The sequence below is a fragment of the uncultured Phascolarctobacterium sp. genome (assembly GCF_937920985.1).
Lineage (GTDB): Bacteria > Bacillota > Negativicutes > Acidaminococcales > Acidaminococcaceae > Phascolarctobacterium_A.
This window is the reverse complement of sequence record NZ_CALDXR010000006.1, coordinates 26,541-47,616: the sequence shown is the minus strand read 5'-3', so window position 1 is coordinate 47,616 and position 21,076 is coordinate 26,541. Positions and strand designations below refer to the sequence as shown.

The window sequence follows — 21,076 nt, the reverse complement described above, 5'->3', positions numbered from 1 at the left end:
TAAAAATACTTGACAAGCATCGCTTTATGCTTTATACTTACATAGTCGACTAAATTTCGAGAGGGATAAAAATGTCAGCAGAAGAAATTTTTGCGCAGCGTATGCGCTTAGGCAGGCTCTTTGATATTTACGGCGGTCTTCTGACAGCTAAGCAGAAGCAATGCCTGGGGCTGTATTTCTATGACGACTTGTCTCTGAGTGAGATTTCGGAGGAGCTGGGCGTTTCGCGCCAAGCTGTCCACGACCTGCTCAAGCGTGTTGAGCAGCTGCTAGAACGATATGAAGCATCCCTGAAGGTGCTGAGCCGCGAGGAGGAGCTGCATGCTAAGCTGCAGCAGGCAATAGATTTGCTGGCAACTCCGGATGAGGCAAAAAAAGACGAGGCCGTGCAAATGCTGAAAGAGCTTTGCAGTGAAGGTAGGTAGATAGAATGGCATTTGAAAGTTTATCTGAAAGATTACAAAATGCATTAAAGATGTTCCGCGGCAACGGCAAGCTGACTGAGGAAGATTTAAAGGCTCCTATGCGCGAAGTGCGTATGGCGCTTTTGGAGGCCGACGTTAACTTCAAGGTTGTTAAGGACTTTGTAGCCAAGGTTAAAGAGCGCGCTGTTGGTGAAGCGATTGGCGAAGGCCTGAATCCGCATCAGCAGATTATCAAGATTGTAAATGAAGAGCTGATTGAGCTTTTGGGCGGTACCCAAAGCAAGCTCACTGTTGCTCCCAAACCACCGACAGTTATCATGCTGGTTGGTCTGCAGGGCGCAGGTAAAACCACTACCGCCGGCAAGCTGGCCAATTACCTGAAGCGCAAGCACAAAAAACCGTTGCTGGTTGCAGGCGACGTTTACCGTCCTGCTGCTATTACCCAGCTGCAGGTTTTGGGCGAGCAGCTGAATGTGCCGGTATTTACTCTGGGCGACAAGGTTTCTCCTGTAGAAATTGCCCAAAAGGCCATGGAAAAGGCGCATAGCCTGGCATGCGATACGGTAATTATCGATACCGCAGGCCGCTTACATATAAATGAAGAGCTGATGGAGGAGCTGCGCAACATTAAGGGCGTTGTTCATCCTCAGGAAATTCTGCTGGTTGTAGATGCTATGACCGGTCAGGACGCAGTAACTGTTGCTGAGAGCTTTGACAAGGAATTGGGCATTGACGGCCTGATTGTTACCAAGCTCGATGGCGATGCCCGCGGTGGTGCGGTGCTTTCCGTAAAGGCTGTTACCGGCAAGCCGGTTAAATTAATCGGTCTTGGCGAAAAGCTGGATGCTTTGGAGCCCTTCCATCCGGATCGTATGGCTTCCCGTATTCTGGGCATGGGCGATATCCTGACTTTGGTAGAAAAAATCCAGTCTACAACTGACCTCGCCAAGGCACTGGAGATGGAGAAAAAGCTGCGTAAGGATGAATTCACCTTAGAGCAGTTTCTGGACCAGATGCAGCAGGTTAAAAAGCTGGGTTCTCTGGAAACCATCTTAGGCTTAATCCCCGGCATGGGCGGCATCAGCCAGAAGCTGAAGGAAGCTAATGTGGACGAAAAGGAATTCGACCGCATTGAAGCAATCATCCGCTCCATGACCAAGAAGGAAAGACAAAAACCCGAAATCATCAACGGCAGCCGTCGTAAACGTATCGCTGCAGGCTGCGGCATGCGTGTACAGGATGTCAACAAGCTTCTGAAGAACTTCGAAGAAAGCAAGAAGATGATGAAGCGTATGCAGGGTATGGCAAAGTTTGCTTCCAAAGGCGGCTTCAAGCTGCCGTTTGGCAGATAATAAAGAAAGTTCCATGTTGTGAGATATTAATTTAAGGAGGTGAAAATCAACATGGCAGTTAAAATCCGTTTAAAACGTATGGGCGCTAAAAAAGCTCCTTTCTATCGTATTGTTGTTGCAGACGCTCGTTCTCCTCGTGATGGTCGTTTCATCGAATCTATCGGTTACTACGATTCCACCGTTCAACCGGCTAGCGTAAAAATCGATGCTGAGAAAGCTATCGACTGGATGAACAAAGGCGCTCAACCGACCGATACCGTTAAAAACCTGTTCAGCAAAGATGGTATCATGAAAAAATTTGCTGAAGCTAAAGCAGCAAAATAATTTGAGGGGGCGTGATCTACATGAAGGAATTGGTAGAAGTTATGGCCAAATCTCTTGTAAATGATCCCTCTGCAGTAGTAGTGGAGGAGGAGACCACCGGTACAACAACGGTGCTTCGCCTCCATGTTGCTTCTGAAGATATGGGTAAGGTTATTGGAAAACAGGGCCGTATCGCAAAAGCTATCAGAACTGTTATGAAAGCAGTAGCAACCCGTGAAAATGTGAAAGTCATTGTCGAAATTATTTGATTGAGGATGGTATATCGCTATGGATAAAATGATCGTTAGGGTTCCCGTCGCTGTTAAAGCAAAAGTTACTGAAGATTTAAAGTTGAAAATTGTTGGAGATCTCCAAAATACCATAAAGAATATGGAGCTTGATCTGGAGCAATTCGAGTTCCAGGCTAAAAAAGCATTGCATCAGGCTGCCAGCGATTTGAGCGTGCTTCCGGCTTTGCGCGAACAAATTGACATCGAAAGAAATAAGCGTACTGCTGCCAAACAAGAAGCAGAGGCTAAGCTGAAAAGAGCGGAAGCTCTGGAGCTGGGCGCTGAAATTGGTCATGGTACCCTGGAGCGTACTGTAGAAATTACCGTAGGCACCAATATTGATACCCTGATGGGCGCAGAAATCCTTACCGAAGACGGTAAGATTATCGCTTTCCGCGAATAATCCATGGAAAACCAAATAGTTATTGGCAAAATTGTCGCTCCGCACGGTGTGCGGGGCGATATTCGTATATTGCCGTTAACCGATAAGCCGGAACAATTTTTAGACCTGGATTATCTGCTGCTGCCGGACGGTCGTAAGCTGACCATTAAAGCAGCACGCTTTCATAAAAGAATGGTGCTGGTGACTACTGCCGAAATCAAAAGCATGAACGAGTCCGAGCTGCTGCGCGGTATGGAGGTAAGCATTAACGCTGAGGACCTGCCTGAGCTGGAGGAAGGACGCTTCTATGTTGCTGACCTTATCGGCCTGCCTGTTTATGACGAGCAGGGCGAGCAAATCGGCACCTTTAAGGACGCACTGAGCACAGGCAGCAATGATGTTTATGTTATCGCTGTCCCCGGACAGAAGGATTACCTGCTGCCGGCACTGAAGAAATATGTCAAGGAAATCAATCTGGCGGAAAAGCGCATTGTCGTGGAGCTGCCGGAATGGGTTGAGGCAGAATGAAGTTTTTATTTGTAACCTTATTTCCCGAACAGATTGAGCAGGCCGCAAGCCATAGCATTCTGCAGCGTGCAGCAGCCAAGGGCCTTATTGAAGTAAGCTGCATCAATCCGCGCGATTTTACGCATGACGTGCATCGCACGGTGGATGATTCTCCCTTCGGCGGCGGTGCAGGCATGGTGCTGAAGCCTGAGCCGATGGTGGCAGCCATCCGCAAGGCGAAGGAGCAGTTGCCCAACGCCCGTGTTATTGCGATGTGCCCGGGAGGACGCACGCTCAAACAGAGCATCGTTGAGGAATATGCCCACAGCGGACGGGATTTTATCTTCGTTTGCGGTCATTACGAGGGCTTTGACGAGCGCATCTTCCATTGGGTAGATGAAAAGCTGTCTATCGGCGATTACGTGCTCACCGGCGGCGAAATGCCTGCCATCATCGTGATGGACGCTATTTCCCGCTTTATTCCCGGCGTATTGGGCAAGATTGAAAGTGCGGAGGAGGATTCCTTCAGCACCGGTCTTCTGGAATATCCGCAGTACACCCGTCCGGTGAATTTTGAGGGCATGGAGGTGCCTGAGGTGCTGCGCAGCGGCAACCATGCGTTGATTAACAGCTGGCGCCTGAAGCAGTCGCTAAAGGCAACGCTCGCTCTGCGTCCCGACCTTTTGAGTGCGGAGCAGAAGGAGCTTTTGACAGGCCGCTTGCCCTATAAAATGAAAAAATCGGAGCGCCGCTTCTATGAGGAGCTGCGTGCCGAAATAGCTGCCGAGCAGGAAAAACATGCAAGCGCCGAGGTGAAGGAGGATGAGGCGAATGGCTGATTTATATGTTGGCCTGGTCCATTATCCTATTTATAACAAGCGCATGAATGTTATCGCCGGCGCGGTGACTAACTTTGATATCCACGATATTTCGCGTACCTGCCGCACCTACAATGTGCAGGGCTATTACATCATCCACCCGCTGGAGGTTCAGAAGCAGATTATCGACAAGATACTTTCCTACTGGCAGGAGGGCTATGGCAAGGTGTATAACCCCGACCGTGCCGACGCGCTGAGCCGCGTGCTGTGGCAGCCTGATATCGCTAGTGCAGTGCAGACGATAGCAGAGCGCACAGGCAAGCAGCCTTACGTTGTCACTACGGACGCACGCATTTATCCCAACACCGTTTCCTACAGCTTTATGCGCAAGCAGCTGCAGGAGGGTGACAGACCGGTGCTGCTTTTATTCGGCACAGGCTTTGGCATTGAGGCGGAAACTATGGCCAAATTTGATTATATTCTGGAGCCTGTTTACGGCCCCTGTGACTATAATCATCTTTGCGTGCGCAGTGCCGCCGCCATTATTCTGGACAGGCTTGCAGGCGAGGCCTGGTGGGAAAAAAATTAAAGAAAAATGCAAGAAATTATACACTTTTCTCTTGCATTAATTGTTTGTCTATGATACAATTTACGTTGTGTAATACGGACGGTCCGCTGTGGAGTTCGCACATGAACGTCTATGATTTAGGAGGAAACTATGAACATTATTGAAGTACTGGAACAAGAACAACTTCGTTCCGACATCCCTGAGTTTAAAGCAGGCGACACCGTTAAAGTTTATTGCAAAATCGTCGAGGGTACCCGCGAGCGCGTTCAGCTGTTTGAAGGCGTTGTAATTTCCCGCAGTGGCTCCGGCGTTCGTGAAAACTTCACCGTTCGTCGTATTTCTTACGGCGTTGGCGTAGAAAGAACTTTCCCGGTTCACAGCCCGCGTATTGAGAAAATCGTTGTAGCACGCGTTGGTATCGTTCGCCGTGCTAAACTGTATTATCTGCGCAAACTGACTGGTAAAGCTGCTCGTATCAGAGAAAAACGCTAATCAATCTTTGTTTATAGTAAAAGGGACTGTAGTAGTACGGTCCCTTTTATTACGTTATAAAGCATTTATGCTTTAAAATAAAGCAAATTTACAATTATGTCATAACTGAAGCTGCAATCTATGCTACAATATATCTATATTATTGTAGTTAAAAATCCGGCCTGTGCCGGCGATAGAGAGGAGGCTCATTAGTTGAGCAAGAAAAGTGAAACCTCCTGGCAGGATTCTGCCAGTGACTGGCTTGTTTCGATTATTATTGCGGTAGCACTCGCATTCTGCATCCGCACCTTTTTGGTAGAGCCTTACATGGTAGAAGGCTCCTCTATGTATCCTACTCTGGTAAACCATGAGCGTCTTGTCGTTGATAAGCTGAGCTACTTTGTTACCGACCCGAAGAAGGGCGAAATCGTAGTTTTCCGCTTCCCTAAGGATCAGACGCGTGACTTTATCAAGCGTGTTATCGCAGTTGGCGGTGACACTGTGGAAATGCAGCAGGGCAAGGTATTTGTCAACGGCAAGCAGCTGAACGAAACCTATATCTACCACAATGACCCGAAGGGCAAAAACATTTCCGATTACCGCAAGGTAGTTGTTCCGAAGGATACTATCTTTGTATTGGGTGATAACCGTAATAACTCTGAGGACAGCCGTTTTGCCGACGTTGGCTTTGTGCCGCTGAAGCTGGTTAAGGGACGTGCGCTGGTTGCCTTCTGGCCGCTGGACAAGATGCGCGTGCTGAAGGCTGATACGGGTATGGGCGAATGATGCTGGAGGATTTTAAGATTCAGTGGTTCCCCGGCCATATGACCAAGGCGAAGCGCATGATGGAAAGCCAGATTAAGCTGGTTGACGTAGTGGTGGAAATGCTGGACGCACGTATTCCGCGCTCCAGTACCAACCCCATGCTGCAGGATATCCTTGGCAGCAAGCCGAAGGTTATCGCACTGAACAAGATTGATATGGCAGACAAGGCCCAGACTGATGTGTGGCTTGAAAAAATCAAGCATAGCGGTCTGCCTGTGTGCAAGATTGACTGCGCTACCGGTAAGGGCGTTAAGCAGCTTATCAGTGCAGTTCAGCTGGCTGCCAAGCCGGTGATTGATAAATGGCTGAAGAAGGGCGTGCGCAACCGTCCCGTCCGCGTTATGATAGTAGGTATTCCGAACGTCGGCAAGTCTACGCTGATTAACCGCCTCGTAGGCAAGAACAAGGTGCTGGCTGCCGATAAGCCGGGTGTGACACGCGGACAGCAGTGGGTAACGATTGCCAAGGGCTTAGAGCTTTTGGATACGCCGGGTGTGCTTTGGCCTAAGTTTGAGGACCCGTCGGTGGGCTTTGCGCTTGCTGTTACCGGTGCCATCAAGGAGGATGTATTCGACAGGGAGCAGGCCGTGGAGCTGTTGCTCGACCTGTTGATACGCAGATATCCTCAGGATTTGCAAACAAAATATGCAGTAAGCCTCGAGCAGGGTGATGATGTTAACGCCGTTATGGCGAAGATTGCCGTTGCCAGAGGTTGTCTGAAGTCTGGTGGACTGCTGGACCTTGATAAGGTTATTCAGCTTGTACTCAGAGACTTCCGAGCAGGACGTTTAGGGCGGTTTACAATCGACGAGCCTTGATTTGTCGTGCCATAAAAACCGCCGTAAGGCGGTTTTTCTTTATGCAGAAATAAATGTTAAGGGGGATACAGAATATGAATATTGCAGAAATCAAGGAGCTGCTGACAGGCGAGCCGACTGCGGAGCAGCTGGCGATGCTGGCAGCAGACGAGCGCAAGGGAGTACAGAAGCTGCTGGCAGCATACAACAAGCGCCTGGAGAAGGCGGCGGCGGAGAAGGAGCGCTTCACGGCGATGCTGAAATTGGAACGCGAGCTATATGACGAAGGCTGCGAGCTGATTGCCGGCGTAGATGAGGCAGGACGCGGACCTTTGGCAGGACCGCTTGTTATCGCTGCCGTTATTCTGCCCAAGGATGTGTTTATCAGCGGGCTGAACGATTCCAAGCAGCTTTCCGCTGCCAAACGCGATATGCTTTATAACGAGGTTATGGCCAAGGCGCTGGATATCGAGGTAAACATCGTCAGCGTCAGCAATATTGATGAGCTGAATATCTATGTCGCAACGCAGCAGGGCATGGCGCAGGTGCTGGAAAACCTGCACTGCAAGCCACAGGCAGCGCTGATTGACGCTATGCCGGTGAAGGTTCCCGGGATGAAGATTGAATCCGTGGTGCATGGTGATGCGCTGAGCGCTTCTATTGCCGCTGCCTCCATTATCGCGAAGGTTACCCGTGACCGCATCATGGAGCGTCTGGACGTTGTTTATCCTGCCTATGGTTTTGCGCATAACAAGGGCTATGGCAGCAGCGCACATATGCAGGCTGTGAGCGAGCAGGGAGCCACCCGCTGGCACCGCCGCAGCTTTGAGCCTGTGAAGAGCATGCAGCTGCCGCCGGTGGCTGCTGAGGAAAATATCCTCTATGCTCCGCAGGCTGATAACTATGAGTACCCCGTCGAGGAGTAGTCTTGGGAAATACGGCGAAGATTTTGCCTGCCGCTATTTGCAAAATATGGGTTATAAGATTTTAACCCGCAACTTTCGCTGTCACCGTTATGGTGAGATTGATATTATTGCTGAAAAAAAGGGCTGTATAAGCTTCATAGAGGTCAAGACGCGTGCTTCTACCCGGTTCGGCAGACCGATAGAGGCAGTGACACCGGCAAAGCAAAGAAAAATTCATCGTTGCGCTGAATATTATCTCCAATGCAGAGGTCTGCTGGAGCAGCCGCCGGTGCTTTCCTTTGATGTAGTAGAAATTATCATTGAAAGCACTGCGGCTATCAGTATCAATCATTGGCCGCACTGCTTTTAAAAGAAATGGAGTGTTGATAATGTTTGCACAAATTCTTGGCGAAACAACCTGTGGTATTGATGGTGTACAAATTGTGGTAGAGGTGGACGTGAGCAACGGCATGCCCAACTTCGACCTGGTAGGCCTGCCGGCGATGGCCGTACGCGAATCTAAGGAGCGCGTGAAGGCCGCGCTGCGCAATTCCAATTATCCCTTCCCGATGACGCGTATTACGGTCAATTTGGCGCCTGCCGACCTGCGTAAGGAAGGCAGTGGCCTTGATCTGCCGATTGCCGTCGGCCTTATGACCTGCGGCAGAATCCTGGATACGGATAAGCTGGAGAACAAGGTTTTCATTGGCGAGCTGTCGCTGGACGGAAGAATCCGCAAGGTTTCCGGCGTGCTTTCCATGATTATGGACGCCAAGAAGTGCGGAGCGCGGGAGGTGTTTATTCCGCAGGCCAACGCCGCGGAGGGCAAGCTCGTTCAGGGCATCAAGGTATATACCGTGGCGACCTTAAAGGAGCTGGTGGAGCACCTGCAGGGCAAGAACACGCTGACGCCGCTGCCGAAGGAAAATATTCTGCAGAACAATAATAAGATTTATCATGTGGATTTTGCTGACGTCAAAGGACAGCTCGTGGCGCGCAGAGCCTTGGAAATTGCCGCCGCCGGTGGTCACAGTATTCTGATGGTGGGCTCTCCGGGCTGTGGCAAGACGATGCTGGCGCGCCGCTTGGTAACGATTCTGCCGCCGATGACGGAGGCTGAGGCGCTGGAGGTCACTAAGATTTACAGCATTGTGGGACTCTTGCCGCAGGCCGACAGCGTCATGCTGGAGCGTCCGTTCCGCAGTCCGCATCACAGCATCAGCGGCAGCGCGCTTCTGGGCGGTGGCAGTACACCCCGCCCGGGTGAGGTTACTTTGGCACATAACGGCGTACTCTTTTTGGACGAGCTGCCGGAATTTGAACGCGCTACGCTGGAGATGCTGCGTCAGCCGTTGGAGGATGGCGAGGTGAGCATTTCGCGTGTCAGGGCGGCGATGACCTTTCCAAGCAAGTTTATTTTGTGCGCAGCTCAAAACCCGTGCCCCTGTGGGTTCCTTGGCGACAGCGTGCACCGCTGTTCCTGTAAACAATCAGAAATTGACAGCTATCGCCGCAAGATTTCCGGTCCCCTGATGGACAGAATCGATATGCAGATAAACCTGAGCAGGGTGGAATTCAGCGAGCTGAAGACGAAGGAAAAGGGCGAGTCTTCGGCTGCCATCCGCGAACGCGTGGTGAAGGCAAGATTAGTGCAGCAGGAGCGCTTGGAGGCAGTTGGCATTCATTGTAATGCACAGATGGGACGGAGCGAGGTTGTCAAATATTGCCAGCTGGACGCGGCGGCGCAGAATGTTATGGAGCGCTACTTTAATATGCTCAATCTCAGTGCCCGCAGCCATGATCGCATCCTGAAGGTGGCACGTACGATTGCCGACCTTGCGGGCAGGGAGAACATTGAGGCGGTGCATCTGGCGGAGGCTATTCAGCTGCGCACCAGCGTGCGTCCGTAAGGAATATACTTCATAGCAAATGAACTTAGCGCTCTGCGTATTACTGACGGTAGTACGCAGAGCGTTTTTGCTTGTTAAGCTATAACCATTTCAGCTTCATTTCAGTTATACCTGCGACAATAAAACTGCAGCCGCTGGTATTGACTAAGCGGAAATAATATGCTAAAATCTACAGTTGAGTACGAAAGATGATCGCGGCTGGCTTTAAGCCAGATGAGGAAAGTCCGAGCTCCACAGGGCAGGATGCCGGATAACGTCCGGCGAGGGTGACCTCAGGGATAGTGCCACAGAAATGTGTACCGCCTGCATTTGCAGGTAAGGGTGGAACGGTGCGGTAAGAGCGCACCAGCGGTCTGGTAACAGGCTGGCTAGGTAAACCCCATCCGGAGCAAGACCAAATAGGGGAGGGATGAAGCTGCCCGCTGAGCCTTCCGGGTTGTGTCGCTTGAGCTTGCAGGTAACTGTAAGACTAGATAAATGATCATCACCGCTTCGCGGAACAGAACTCGGCTTATTGAGTACTCATACCTTGCAAAACGGCTGCCTTTAGGCAGCCTTTTTTGTCTGATTTTATTTTGACAGATCTTTTTAGACAGAAGAATAAGTGGTGTAATATAATGAAGAAAAAAATTTCTTTAGTAGTGCCGGTGTTCAATGAAGAGGATAACCTGCACGAATTTCACAAGCGTGCTTCTGCTGTAATGAAACAGGAGGACTACGATTATAATATTATCTTTGTTGATGATGGCTCGCGTGACAGCAGCGCACTGATTCTGGCAGAGCTGGCTGCGCAGGACGAGCACGTAGAGGCTTACCTTTTGAGCCGCAACTACGGCCACCAGATGGCAATTACCTGCGGCCTTGACCACGCCGACGGTGATGCCGCGATTACCATGGACGGTGATTTGCAGCATCCGCCTGAGCTTATTCCCGAGCTTTTGCGCCTTTGGGAAGCAGGCAACGAGATTGTGCAGACCAAGCGTATGGCTACAGAGGATGCAGGCTTCTTTAAAAATTTGACATCTGCAGCCTACTATAAGCTCATAAACACATTATCTAATGTAGAAATTACTCCTGGTGGCAGTGACTTCCGCCTGATGGACAGGATTGCGGTTGATGCCTTCAAGCTTTACCGTGAGCGTGCACGCTTTATCCGTGGACTGGTAAATACGCTGGGCTTTCATGTTGCTGTGCTGGAATTTGTGGCACCGCCGCGCTTTGCCGGTCATTCCAAGTTTAATCTGAACAAAATGCTGCACTTTGCGCTGGACGGTATTACGGCCTTTTCCAACCTGCCGCTGCGTTGGGCTTTTTACGTAGGTATTGTTTTTGGCATGTGCAGTATTCTGCTTTTAGGCCATGTTTTTTATGTGAAATTTGTGACCAACGATGCCGTTCCGGGGTGGGCAACTACTACTGTCAGTGTATTGTTTCTTGGAGGAATTCAGCTTGTAGGGATAGGTATCCTGGGTGAATATATAGGGCGTATCTTTGAAGAAATCAAGCATAGACCACTATATTTAGTGGCTCGCCATCTGCAGAACTGTAACAAAATAAACGAAAATAAAGCTAAATAAGCGCATTAATATTATAACAAATTAAGATTTTACAGAAACGATATTTTGTGGTATAATAGGTATGTCTTAAGAAAGAAGAAAGGATGTAGGTGCCAGTGGTCAAACGCAAAGTATTAGTTTTCTGTATGACAGTTTTATTTAGTCTTAGCTGTGCCGTAACAGCTTTGGCTTCCTTCCAACGCGGAGACGATGGACAGGAAGTAGTGGCAATTCAAAAGAGATTGGTAGAATTAAGTTATTCTATTAATAATATAGATGGTGATTTCGGTCCTGAAACTGAAAGAGCTGTTAAAAACTTCCAGGCTGATAAAGGATTAGAGGTTGATGGTATTGTTGGTTCAGCTACCTATAGAGCGCTGATGAACAGGGAGATGCCTCCTAACCGTAGTAATTCCGTTGTACGTAATGTACTGCGTTCTGCCTACAGCGTCATCGGTACTCCATATGTATTTGGCGGTACAACTCCTTATGGCTTCGACTGCTCCGGCTTTACGCAGTATGCATTCGCAAGAGCAGGTGTATATCTGCCGCGTATGGCTGACAGCCAGTTCTACTCCGGCCGTCAGATTTCCATGAGCCAGCTTCGTCCCGGCGATTTGATTTTCTTTACCACATATGAACCGGGTGCTTCTCATGTTGGTATTTATGTTGGCGACGGCAACTTCATTCATGCAGGCACCAGCACCGGCGTAACGGTTTCTTCCGCATTCACTGGCTATTGGGGCGCACGTTATTACGGCGCTTGCCGCGTTCTTTAAGAAGTTCAAGCAGATAGGCTTCGGCTTATCTGCTTTTTTATTAGGTAAAGTATTGGAAATTTTATTTATTTATGATATAATGAAACAGGTTATTGGTGTGGGTGATTCATTCTTAATTGACAAGATGGTTAACTCCTGACGGTCCCGCCGCTGTGAAGGCCTTGTGTCTAAGTCAGCAGTCAGCCCATGCTTTATTCTGAATCCACGGGTGATGGAGGCAGTTGGGTTTACTAATTGCAAGGAATAATTAGCGTTAGTTAATTCTGTCTTTATGACTTTTGTCGGATTCGGCAGAAGTCTTTTTTTATTATTGATAATCCCTATTATATGGGAAATTTGATTGTGAAGGAGCTGCGCTTTGGAAGAATATCAGTTTTCGCAAGGAAAGGTTTTGCGTTGTGGTTATACTACCGGCAGCTGTGCAACGGCTGCGTCCAAGGCAGCAGCTACGATGCTGCTGACGGGCGAGCGTGTTGAGACTGTGCGCATTGACACTCCCAAGGGAATTGTGCTTGACCTGGAGCCCTTAGACGTTGAGATGACTCCTGATTACGTCAGCTGTGCTATCCGCAAGGATTCCGGCGATGATCCTGATGATACTAACGGTGTACTGGTTTATGCCAGGGCCGAAAGGACTGACGGCAGCGGTATTGAGCTGGAAGGCGGCGTGGGCGTCGGCAGGGTGACTAAGCCCGGCCTTGCGTGTGCTGTCGGCGGACCGGCGATTAACCCTACACCGCGCAGAATGATTACGCAAGAGGTTGGCAAGGCGATGGAGGCTGCAGGCTATAATGGTGGCATGAAGCTGACGATTTCTATTCCTGCAGGTGTCGAAATTGCCAAGAAAACCTTCAACCCCCGTCTCGGTATTATCGGCGGCCTGTCCGTTTTAGGAACAAGCGGCATTGTAGAGCCGATGAGTGAAAAGGCGCTGATTGAAACGATGTATGTGGAAATCAGAGCACAGAAGGCACGCGGTAATAAAAATCTGCTGGTCTTCTTCGGCAACTACGGCGAGGACTTTACCCGCGATGAAATGAAGCTTGACCTTGACGGTCATGTTACCTGCAGTAACTTTGTGGGTGAGCTTTTGGATTACGCTGTTTACTGCGGCTTTGAAACACTGCTGCTTATCGGTCATTCCGGTAAGCTGGTGAAGGTGGCGCAGGGCGTAATGAATACACATTCCAAATATGCGGACTGCCGCACGGAGCTGTTTGCTCTGGAGGCAATGTTCCATGGTGCTTCGGTTGATGTCGGACGTGAGATTTACGGCTGCCTGACTACCGATGAGGTGACCAAGGTCCTGAAGCGGGAGCAAATCTTTGAGCCTGTCATGGATAAGGTTACGGAAAAAATTGATTTTTACATGCAGCATAGAGTGCATGGCAAAATAAAAACGGCTGCTTTGATGTTTTCCAATGTCTATGGCATTCTGGGCAAGACCAAGTACGCAGACGAATTAATTCAGCTACATAAGCAAAAAGGAGTATGAGAGAATGAGAGGCAAACTTTATAGTGTTGGTATCGGTCCTGGAGACCCGGAATTAATGACCCTGAAGGCTGTACGCCTGTTGAAGGAATGTGACGTTGTTGCATTGCCTAAGGGAGATACCGACGTAATGACGGCTAAGGAAATCGTTAATCACGTAGTAGATCTTGATGCAAAACCCCAGCTTATTGTTTATATGCCTATGACTAAGGACATGGCAGCAATGGACAAGGCACACCGCGAGGGTGCCGATGCTATTGAAAAGCTGCTTGATGAAGGCAAAAACGTTGTATTCATCACTCTTGGCTGTCCTACCGTATATGCAACCTGCATTTACGTTCATAAGCTGGTATTGAAGGATGGCTATGATGCAGAGCTGGTTGCAGGCGTAACCTCTATCTGCGCTGTTGCTGCTAAGCTGAACACTTCCCTGTGCGAAAGAGCGGAACCGCTGATTGTTCTGCCAGGCAGCTACAAGCAGTCCGCAGCGTTCCTTGATGGCCCCGGCAACAAGGTGCTGATGAAATCTGCAAGCGAAATCGGCCGTGTAGTTGACGAGCTGCGCGAGCGTAAGCTCATTAAAAATTCCGGTATGGTTGAAAGATGCGGCCTGCCGGGCGAAAAAATCTATCGTAACCTTGAAGAAGTAGATCCTAAGAGCAGCTATTTCTCTGTAATATTGGTTAAAGAAAAGGAGTTTGATGAATAATGATCTATTTTATTGGTGCTGGTCCTGGTGCAGCTGACTTAATTACTGTAAAAGGTAAAGAGCTTTTGGAAAAGGCTGACCTGGTTATTTACGCAGGCTCCCTTGTTAACCCGGAACTGCTGAAATACTGCAAACCGGAATGTACTATTATGAACAGTGCAACCATGACCTTGGAAGAGGTTATCGCTGCTATGGTTCCCGCCGCTCAGGCTGGCCAATTGGTTGTACGCCTGCACACCGGCGACCCCAGCGTTTACGGTGCACATCGCGAGCAGATTGACCTGCTGCGCAGCTACAACCTTGACTACGAGATTGTTCCCGGCGTAAGCTCCTTCTGCGCTGCTGCTGCTTGCCTGAAGGCTGAATACACTCTGCCGAACGTAAGCCAATCTGTTATTATCACCCGTATGGAAGGCCGTACTCCGGTTCCGAGCCATCAGAAGATTGCTGACTATGCTGCTCACAAGGCAACCATGGTTATCTTCCTGAGCAGCGGTATGCTGGAAAAACTGCAGACCGAGCTCGTAAGAGGCGGTTACAGAAACGATACTCCGGCTGCTATTGTTTACAAAGCAACCTGGCCGGATGAAAAGGTTATCCGCTGCACCGTTGGTACCCTGGCAGAAAACGCTGCTAAATACGGCATCAACAAAACTGCGCTGATTACCGTTGGCGGCTTCTTGGGCAACGCTTATGACCGCAGCGAGCTGTACAACCCGACCTTCGCTCACGGCTTCCGTGAAGCAGACCCGACTAAACTGGACGTTAAGCCCGAGGTTAAATAAGCTATGCGCGCGGCTATATTTTCCTTTTCAGCGCGTGGCGCGGAGCTGAGCAAAAGGGTTGCCGAATATCTGCACAGCATTGGTTATGAAACGGAGCTGCAGACTGTAGCAAAGTATGCGGAGCAGACGGGTATTGCCCCGATGCTGCCGGACCATAACGGTGCCTGCGCAGATGTTTTCAACAAATGTCAGGCGTTGGTGTACGTCGGCGCTGTCGGTATTGCGGTGCGTACTATCGCGCCCTTTATCAAAAGCAAGCTGACGGACCCTGCTGTTATTTCGGTAGATGAACGCGGCAGCTTTGTTATCCCGCTGCTGGCAGGTCACATCGGCGGAGCCAATGAGCTTTCGCGCTGCCTGGCGGCAGCGCTGGGCGCAACTGCCTGCGTGACCACAGCGACAGATGTCAACGGCCTTTTTGCTGTTGATGAATGGGCGGCCCGCAACCGCATGGTTTTGTGCTCTTTGGCAGCAGCCAAGGATTTTGCTGCAGCACTGGTGGGGGATGAAAAGGTAGGCCTGTATTATGACAAGGAATTTCGGCTTACAGGTCCGCTGCCCAAGCTTGTGACAGAGGACTGTAGCTTGCCTGTCGGCATGGCTGTTACACTGCAAAAGCATTTGCAGCCGTTTGCTACTACGGTGCGCCTGCTTCCCGAGATTGTGCATCTGGGAATCGGCTGCCGCCGCAATACGCCTCTGGAAAATATTGAAGCTCTGGTACTGCCGGAGCTGGAAAAGCTGCAGCTGGACAAGCGTTCCGTTGTGGCAATCGCAAGCGTAGATTTGAAAAAAGACGAGCAGGGTTTACTGGCCTTTGCCAAAAAATATAACTTTGCTGCTAATTTCTATTCAGCTGATGAATTAAATAGCGTAGCAGGCGATTTCACGCCTTCGTCCTTTGTGCAGAGCGTAGTTGGTGTAAGCAACGTATGCGAGCGCAGTGCTGTAAAAGACAGCAAGGGTGGCAGGCTGCTGCTGCGCAAGACAAGTCTGAATGGTGTAACTCTGGCTGTTGCAGCCGAAAACCTGGTCCTGGATTTTGCCAGAACAGGCTTAAAGACTGATTAAGGAGACAAGATAATGGGTAAATTATTTGTTGTGGGCCTTGGCCCAGGCGGCGTAGAGCAAATGACCAAAAGAGCCTACGACGCACTGAAGTCCTGCGATGTTATTGCAGGCTACAATGTATACGTTAACCTGATTAAGGAAGATTTCAAGGAGAAGGAATTCCTCTCCAACGGCATGCGTAAAGAGGTTGACCGCTGCAAGCTGGCTTTGGATGAAGCTCTGAAGGGCAAAACCGTTGCTATGATTTCCAGCGGCGACGCAGGCGTTTACGGCATGGCCGGCATTATGTGCCAGGTTGCCAAGGACCACCCTGAAATTGAAATCGAGGTTGTTCCCGGCATTACCGCAGCATGCTCCGGCGCTGCTGTATTGGGCGCACCTTTAATCAGCGACTTCTGCCTGATTTCCCTCAGCGACCTGCTGACTCCGTGGGAAAAAATCGAGAAGCGTCTTGACTGCGCTTCCAAAGGCGATTTCTGCATCTGCCTGTACAACCCCTCCAGCCACAAGCGTCATGATTACCTGCAAAAGGCTTGCGATATTATGCTGAAAAATCAGCCTGGTACCATTCCTGCAGGCATTGTACGCAACATCGGCCGCGATGGTCAGGACTTTGAACTGACTACTCTGGCAGAGCTGCGCGATAAACAGGTAGATATGTTCTCTACTGTTATTATCGGCAACACCCAGACCGAAGTAATCAATGGCCGTATGGTAACCCCGCGTGGTTACAAGCTGGCATGAAACCGGTAATCTGGCTTATTGGCGGTACCAGTGAGGGACGCCGCCTGATTAAGGAGCTGGCTAAGCTGCCGGTGGAGCTGTATGTTTCTGTTGCTACGGATTACGGTGCGTCCTTGATTGAGCCGCAGCCTGGAATGACCGTCATGGCAGAGCGTATGGACCTTGCAGCTATGCGTGCCTTTATTCAGGAGCATCGCCCTGCCTGCGTTATCGACGCTACGCATCCATATGCTACCGTTGTTACCGCAACGGTGCAGGAGGCCTGCAGCACCGAGCAGGTTGAATATCTGCGCCTGGTGCGTCCGTCGGGCGAGGGCGGCGATTACATTACCGTTCACGATTTTGCGGAAGCAGTTGAGCTTCTGAATCATCTGGACGGCGGCATCTTCCTGACTACCGGAAGCAAGAATCTGCCGGACTTTACCGCTGTGCATGATTACGCCGAGCGTATAGTTCTGCGTATCCTGCCCTTGGAAAGCAGCCTGCAGATTGCCTTGAAGCTTGGTTACAAGCCTGCGCATATTATCTGTATGCAGGGACCGTTCAGCAAGGAGCTGAATGTTGCTATGCTGAAAAAGTATGGCAGCAAGTTCATGGTGACCAAGGATTCCGGTGCTGCCGGTGGCTTTGATGAAAAGGTGGAGGCAGCGGCAGCTGCCGGCGCCAAGCTGATAGTCATTGGTCGTGCACAGGAAGAAACCGGTGCCGGCTATAGTGAGATTGTTGATTACCTTAAGCAGCATTTTGCTGTCGGTAATTGATATAAATAAAAAGGAGGCTTGCTTCCTATGTCGCAAAAATTGCGCGTAAACATCGTCGGTATCGGCCCTGGTAACCCCGATTTGCTGACCGGCGAAGCACGTCAGGCTATTGCCTCAAGTAATATCCTGATTGGCGACAAACGCATGCTGGCTGCTTTTGCAGACAGCAGCAAAACTGTATATGATACAATCAAAACTGCTGCTATTGCTGAGATTGCAGCGCAGGCACAGCCTGATAAGGATGTGCTGGCGGTGCTGGTTTCAGGTGATGTAGGCTTTTTCAGCCTCGCCAAAACCATCAGCGGTAAGCTGCCGGATTGTGAATGTGTCCGCTACTGTGGCATCAGCAGCCTGGTGTATTTTTCCTCTAAGCTGCAGTTGTCCTGGGATGACGCCAAAATCGTCAGCATGCACGGACGCACACAAAACCTGGTAGCGGCAGTTGCCCGTAACAAAAAAGTATTTTCCTTGACCGGCGGAGAAAATTCTCCGCAAAAGCTGTGCGCGCAGCTGTGCGAGCATGGTCTTGGTCAGGTTCAGGTCTATGTCGGTGAAAACCTTTCGTATCCCGAAGAAAAAATCACCAGCGGTACAGCGGAAGAAATTAGTGCCTTGGATTTCCCGTCCTTGTCCGTAATGATGATTTTGAACGAGGCTGCGCAAAGCTTTACCTCTACCGTACACGGCCTTGCCGATGACCTGTTCCAGCGCAGCAAGGTGCCTATGACCAAACAGGAGGTACGCAGCGTATCTATGTCCAAGCTGCAGCCGAAGGCTACGGATTTGATTTATGACATCGGTGCCGGTACAGGCTCCTGCTCTATTGAGCTGGCATTGCTTGCCAGCCAAGGCAAGGTTTGGGCCTTTGAGCGCAACCCTGTTGCCGTTGAGCTCCTCGGAAAGAACAAGGCCTTATTTGGCGTTGACAATCTGGAGGTTATTGCCGGTGAGGCTTTGGAGAACATCAAAGCTATGCCTGCTCCCAATTGTGTTTTCGTAGGCGGCAGCGGCGGCGATTTGTGTGAAATGCTGGACGTAATTTATGCCAAGAACAGTGACTGCCGTGTTGTAATCAATGCCATTACGGTAGAAACTCTGGCAGAGGTTGCTGCTTATTACAAGGAGCATCTCGCTTACAGTCTGGAAATCGTCAATGTGTTTGTAGCGCGCAGCAAGCATCTGGGCAGCTACAACCTGATGATGGCACAAAACCCTGTATATGTAATGACTGCATTGAAGAAGGAAGATTAACATGGCTGAAGTAAAAGTTCCACGTTTTATGATCAGTGCTCCCGGTAGCGGCAGCGGCAAGACAACTATCGTCTGCGGCCTGCTGAAGGCGCTGATGGAAAAAGGGCTGTCTGTGGCAGCCTTCAAATCAGGACCTGATTATATTGACCCGATGTTTCATTCCCGTGTTATCGGAGCAAAATCCCGCAATCTGGATCTGTTCATGCTGGGGCAGGCTACAACGCGTTATCTGGTAGCAAAAAATGCACGCCATGCGGATGTAGCTGTCTTTGAAGGAGCGATGGGCTTTTACGACGGCATGGGTAAAACCACGGAAGCCAGTGCTTATGACCTGGCCTGCACCTGCGATGTTCCGGTAGTATTGGTTGTCAACGGCAAGGGAGCCGCCTTATCCATTGCTGCGACCATCAAGGGCTTTAAGGAATTCCGCAGTGACAGCCACATCGTCGGCGCTATCTTAAACAATGTTAATCCGATGAGCTATCTTTTCTATAAGGATGTAATTGAACGCGAAACCGGTGTGAAGCTTTTAGGCTACTTCCCGGTGATGCAGGACTGTAACTTTGAAAGCCGTCATTTAGGACTGGTTACAGCCGAGGAAATAGGAGATTTGCAGCAGATAGTTGCCAAGCTGGCAGCTCAGGCAGTCAAATCAGTTGATTTAGACGGCCTGCTGCAGGTAGCGGCCCAGGCCGCACCGCTTACATATGACGAGGTAAGCCTTGAACCCGTCGGACGTATGCGTGTGGCAGTTGCTATGGACAAAGCCTTCTGTTTCTACTATCAGGACGCACTTGACCTCTTAGCTGAGCTTGGTGCAGAGCTCGTACCCTTCAGCCCAATAGCTGATGCACATCTCCCGGAGAACATCAGCGGCCTTGTATTGGGTGGAGGCTATCCTGAGCTTTACGCACAGCAATTAGCAGACAACAAAACGCTGCTGCAGGAGCTGAAAACTGCCATCGACGGCGGTATGCCTTGTTTTGCAGAATGCGGCGGCTTCATGTATCTGCTGGAGCATTATCGTGACGGCGATAAGCTGTACAGATGGGTTGGTGCATTGAAGGGCGAATCGTCCATGACCAAAAAGCTGACGCGCTTCGGATATGTGCACCTGACGGCGCAGCAGGATAATCTGCTGTGTCCTGCCGGCGGTACAATCAACGGACATGAGTTCCATTACTCTGACAGCACCAACAACGGTGCAAGCTTTATAGCTGCCAAGGCTTCCGGCCGCGGCAGCTGGGAATGCGCGAATACAACACCGACGCTTTATGCCGGTTATCCGCACATCCACCTGTGGGGCAATCCTGAATTTGCCCGCAGCTTTATCAAACAATGTGCAGCGCATGCTGCTAAATAGCAGTCGACAGACTGCTGAAAAGGGGAGTTTGCTTAGATGATGACCTTAGGCGCAATTGTAGCAGGTTTTATTTTAGATTTGATTTTCGGTGACCCGCATTGGTTGCCGCATCCAATCTGCTTAATTGGCAATTTAATAGGATTTCTGGATAAAAAACTGCGGCGTATGCTTGCTCCCGGCGAGACAGCATTACTGCTCGGCGGTGCCTTGATGGTAATAATCGTTCTGGTTCTTACCTTTGCCGTGCCGTTTGCTGTGCTGACGTTGGCGGAACAGGTTAACCCCTGGCTGCGTTTTGCTCTGGAAACCGTTATGTGCTACCAGATTTTTGCTACAAAATGTCTGCGTGACGAAAGCATGAAGGTATACACTGCCCTGAAGGATAACGATCTTGTGGATGCAAGACTGAAGCTCTCATGGATCGTTGGGCGTGATACAAAAGAACTTGATGCTGCAGAGGTGACTAAGGGTGCAGTAGAAACCGTTGCGGAAAATACTGCCGACGGCATCATCGCTCCGATGTTCTATATGTTTATCGGCGGCGCTCCTCTGGCCTTTTTGTATAAAGGCATCAATACTATGGATTCCATGGTCGGTTATAAAAATGACACGTATCTTTATTTTGGACGCTGTGCTGCCAGGCTGGATGATTTGGCCAATCTGATTCCCGCGCGTATTACCGGTCTGGTAATGATTGTGGCATCTTATTTCCTTAATCTTGATGCCAAGAGAGCGTGGAAGACATTCTGGCGCGACCGCTATCATCATCTCAGTCCTAATTCCGCAATGACGGAATCAGTTACGGCCGGTGCCTTGAACATCCAGCTCGGCGGCGATCATTTTTATTTCGGTAAGCTTGTCCACAAGGAAACCATCGGCGATGACATCCGCCCGGTGTGCCCCGAGGATATAGTTACCACCAACGATTTACTGTATATGACGGCTGTTCTCAGCCTGTTGCTGTTTTCCTTGATCTTTTTGGTGAACAGTCTTATTTTGAAATGAAGCAGGT

At 50.0% G+C, this 21,076-nt stretch carries 25 protein-coding genes and 1 other RNA gene; all 26 read left to right on the top strand.

Annotated features, from left to right (window positions below):
- The first annotated feature begins 71 nt into the window (after positions 1–71).
- The 26 genes from ylxM to cbiB all read left to right on the top strand — a co-directional run bounded on the left by ylxM (position 72) and on the right by cbiB (position 21,069).
- Positions 72–425 (top strand): YlxM family DNA-binding protein, encoded by a 354-nt coding sequence (gene ylxM / locus Q0612_RS01125; protein WP_009145932.1) that lies wholly within the window; start codon positions 72–74, stop codon positions 423–425.
- 5 nt (positions 426–430) lie between these two features.
- On the top strand, positions 431–1,777 hold the full coding sequence (ffh, locus tag Q0612_RS01120) for a signal recognition particle protein (protein ID WP_298879644.1): 1,347 nt from the start codon (positions 431–433) through the stop codon (positions 1,775–1,777).
- Positions 1,778–1,828: 51 nt separating this feature from the next.
- Positions 1,829–2,101 (top strand): 30S ribosomal protein S16, encoded by a 273-nt coding sequence (gene rpsP, locus Q0612_RS01115; RefSeq protein ID WP_009145930.1) that lies wholly within the window; start codon positions 1,829–1,831, stop codon positions 2,099–2,101.
- A 20-nt stretch (positions 2,102–2,121) separates the two neighbouring features.
- Positions 2,122–2,349 (top strand): KH domain-containing protein, encoded by a 228-nt coding sequence (locus Q0612_RS01110; protein WP_009145929.1) that lies wholly within the window; start codon positions 2,122–2,124, stop codon positions 2,347–2,349.
- Positions 2,350–2,368: 19 nt separating this feature from the next.
- Entirely contained in the window at positions 2,369–2,773 is a 405-nt protein-coding gene (locus tag Q0612_RS01105) for a YlqD family protein (RefSeq protein WP_021719181.1), read from the top strand.
- Positions 2,774–2,776: 3 nt separating this feature from the next.
- Positions 2,777–3,280, top strand: a complete 504-nt coding sequence (gene rimM / locus Q0612_RS01100; protein WP_298879638.1) for a ribosome maturation factor RimM — start codon at positions 2,777–2,779, stop codon at positions 3,278–3,280.
- Complete coding sequence (gene trmD / locus Q0612_RS01095) at positions 3,277–4,098, top strand: tRNA (guanosine(37)-N1)-methyltransferase TrmD (RefSeq protein ID WP_298879636.1); 822 nt, start codon at positions 3,277–3,279, stop codon at positions 4,096–4,098. The genes rimM and trmD overlap by 4 nt, the downstream gene beginning before the upstream one ends.
- Positions 4,091–4,666, top strand: coding sequence for an RNA methyltransferase (locus Q0612_RS01090; protein WP_276633545.1), 576 nt, complete (start codon positions 4,091–4,093; stop codon positions 4,664–4,666). The genes trmD and Q0612_RS01090 overlap by 8 nt, the downstream gene beginning before the upstream one ends.
- Positions 4,667–4,795: 129 nt before the next feature.
- Positions 4,796–5,137, top strand: a complete 342-nt coding sequence (gene rplS / locus Q0612_RS01085) for a 50S ribosomal protein L19 (protein ID WP_009145924.1) — start codon at positions 4,796–4,798, stop codon at positions 5,135–5,137.
- Between the two features lie 192 nt (positions 5,138–5,329).
- Positions 5,330–5,902: a signal peptidase I gene (lepB, locus tag Q0612_RS01080; protein WP_009145923.1), complete on the top strand. Its 573-nt coding sequence runs from the start codon at positions 5,330–5,332 to the stop codon at positions 5,900–5,902.
- Positions 5,899–6,759: a ribosome biogenesis GTPase YlqF gene (ylqF, locus tag Q0612_RS01075; RefSeq protein ID WP_298879624.1), complete on the top strand. Its 861-nt coding sequence runs from the start codon at positions 5,899–5,901 to the stop codon at positions 6,757–6,759. The genes lepB and ylqF overlap by 4 nt, the downstream gene beginning before the upstream one ends.
- A 74-nt stretch (positions 6,760–6,833) precedes the next feature.
- Complete coding sequence (locus Q0612_RS01070; RefSeq protein WP_298879621.1) at positions 6,834–7,664, top strand: ribonuclease HII; 831 nt, start codon at positions 6,834–6,836, stop codon at positions 7,662–7,664.
- Complete coding sequence (locus tag Q0612_RS01065) at positions 7,642–8,013, top strand: YraN family protein (RefSeq protein WP_298879619.1); 372 nt, start codon at positions 7,642–7,644, stop codon at positions 8,011–8,013. The genes Q0612_RS01070 and Q0612_RS01065 overlap by 23 nt, the downstream gene beginning before the upstream one ends.
- A 19-nt stretch (positions 8,014–8,032) precedes the next feature.
- Complete coding sequence (locus Q0612_RS01060) at positions 8,033–9,553, top strand: YifB family Mg chelatase-like AAA ATPase (protein ID WP_298879616.1); 1,521 nt, start codon at positions 8,033–8,035, stop codon at positions 9,551–9,553.
- Between the two features lie 176 nt (positions 9,554–9,729).
- Positions 9,730–10,082, top strand: an RNA gene (rnpB, locus tag Q0612_RS01055) — RNase P RNA component class A.
- An 88-nt stretch (positions 10,083–10,170) separates the two neighbouring features.
- Positions 10,171–11,130, top strand: coding sequence for a glycosyltransferase family 2 protein (locus tag Q0612_RS01050; protein WP_298879613.1), 960 nt, complete (start codon positions 10,171–10,173; stop codon positions 11,128–11,130).
- Positions 11,131–11,255: 125 nt separating this feature from the next.
- Positions 11,256–11,888, top strand: coding sequence for an NlpC/P60 family protein (locus tag Q0612_RS01045; RefSeq protein WP_210684390.1), 633 nt, complete (start codon positions 11,256–11,258; stop codon positions 11,886–11,888).
- 358 nt (positions 11,889–12,246) lie between these two features.
- Positions 12,247–13,383, top strand: coding sequence for a cobalt-precorrin-5B (C(1))-methyltransferase CbiD (cbiD, locus tag Q0612_RS01040; protein WP_021720834.1), 1,137 nt, complete (start codon positions 12,247–12,249; stop codon positions 13,381–13,383).
- Positions 13,384–13,387: 4 nt separating this feature from the next.
- Positions 13,388–14,089 (top strand): precorrin-2 C(20)-methyltransferase, encoded by a 702-nt coding sequence (gene cobI / locus Q0612_RS01035; protein WP_009144632.1) that lies wholly within the window; start codon positions 13,388–13,390, stop codon positions 14,087–14,089.
- A complete protein-coding gene (gene cobM / locus Q0612_RS01030) occupies positions 14,089–14,874 on the top strand; it encodes a precorrin-4 C(11)-methyltransferase (protein WP_021720832.1) in 786 nt (261 codons plus the stop codon). Before cobI ends, cobM begins: the two co-directional genes overlap by 1 nt.
- A gap of 3 nt (positions 14,875–14,877) precedes the next feature.
- Entirely contained in the window at positions 14,878–15,945 is a 1,068-nt protein-coding gene (locus tag Q0612_RS01025) for a cobalt-precorrin 5A hydrolase (protein WP_298879603.1), read from the top strand.
- 12 nt (positions 15,946–15,957) lie between these two features.
- Positions 15,958–16,689 (top strand): precorrin-3B C(17)-methyltransferase, encoded by a 732-nt coding sequence (gene cobJ, locus Q0612_RS01020; RefSeq protein ID WP_009144629.1) that lies wholly within the window; start codon positions 15,958–15,960, stop codon positions 16,687–16,689.
- A complete protein-coding gene (cobK, locus tag Q0612_RS01015) occupies positions 16,686–17,450 on the top strand; it encodes a precorrin-6A reductase (RefSeq protein WP_298879598.1) in 765 nt (254 codons plus the stop codon). The genes cobJ and cobK overlap by 4 nt, the downstream gene beginning before the upstream one ends.
- A gap of 27 nt (positions 17,451–17,477) precedes the next feature.
- Complete coding sequence (cbiE, locus tag Q0612_RS01010; RefSeq protein WP_298879596.1) at positions 17,478–18,701, top strand: precorrin-6y C5,15-methyltransferase (decarboxylating) subunit CbiE; 1,224 nt, start codon at positions 17,478–17,480, stop codon at positions 18,699–18,701.
- A gap of 1 nt (position 18,702) precedes the next feature.
- The gene (locus Q0612_RS01005) at positions 18,703–20,064 is read left to right on the top strand and encodes a cobyrinate a,c-diamide synthase (protein WP_298879593.1); all 1,362 of its coding nucleotides are present in this window, start codon (positions 18,703–18,705) and stop codon (positions 20,062–20,064) included.
- Positions 20,065–20,100: 36 nt separating this feature from the next.
- The gene (cbiB, locus tag Q0612_RS01000; protein WP_298879591.1) at positions 20,101–21,069 is read left to right on the top strand and encodes an adenosylcobinamide-phosphate synthase CbiB; all 969 of its coding nucleotides are present in this window, start codon (positions 20,101–20,103) and stop codon (positions 21,067–21,069) included.
- Positions 21,070–21,076: the final 7 nt, after the last annotated feature.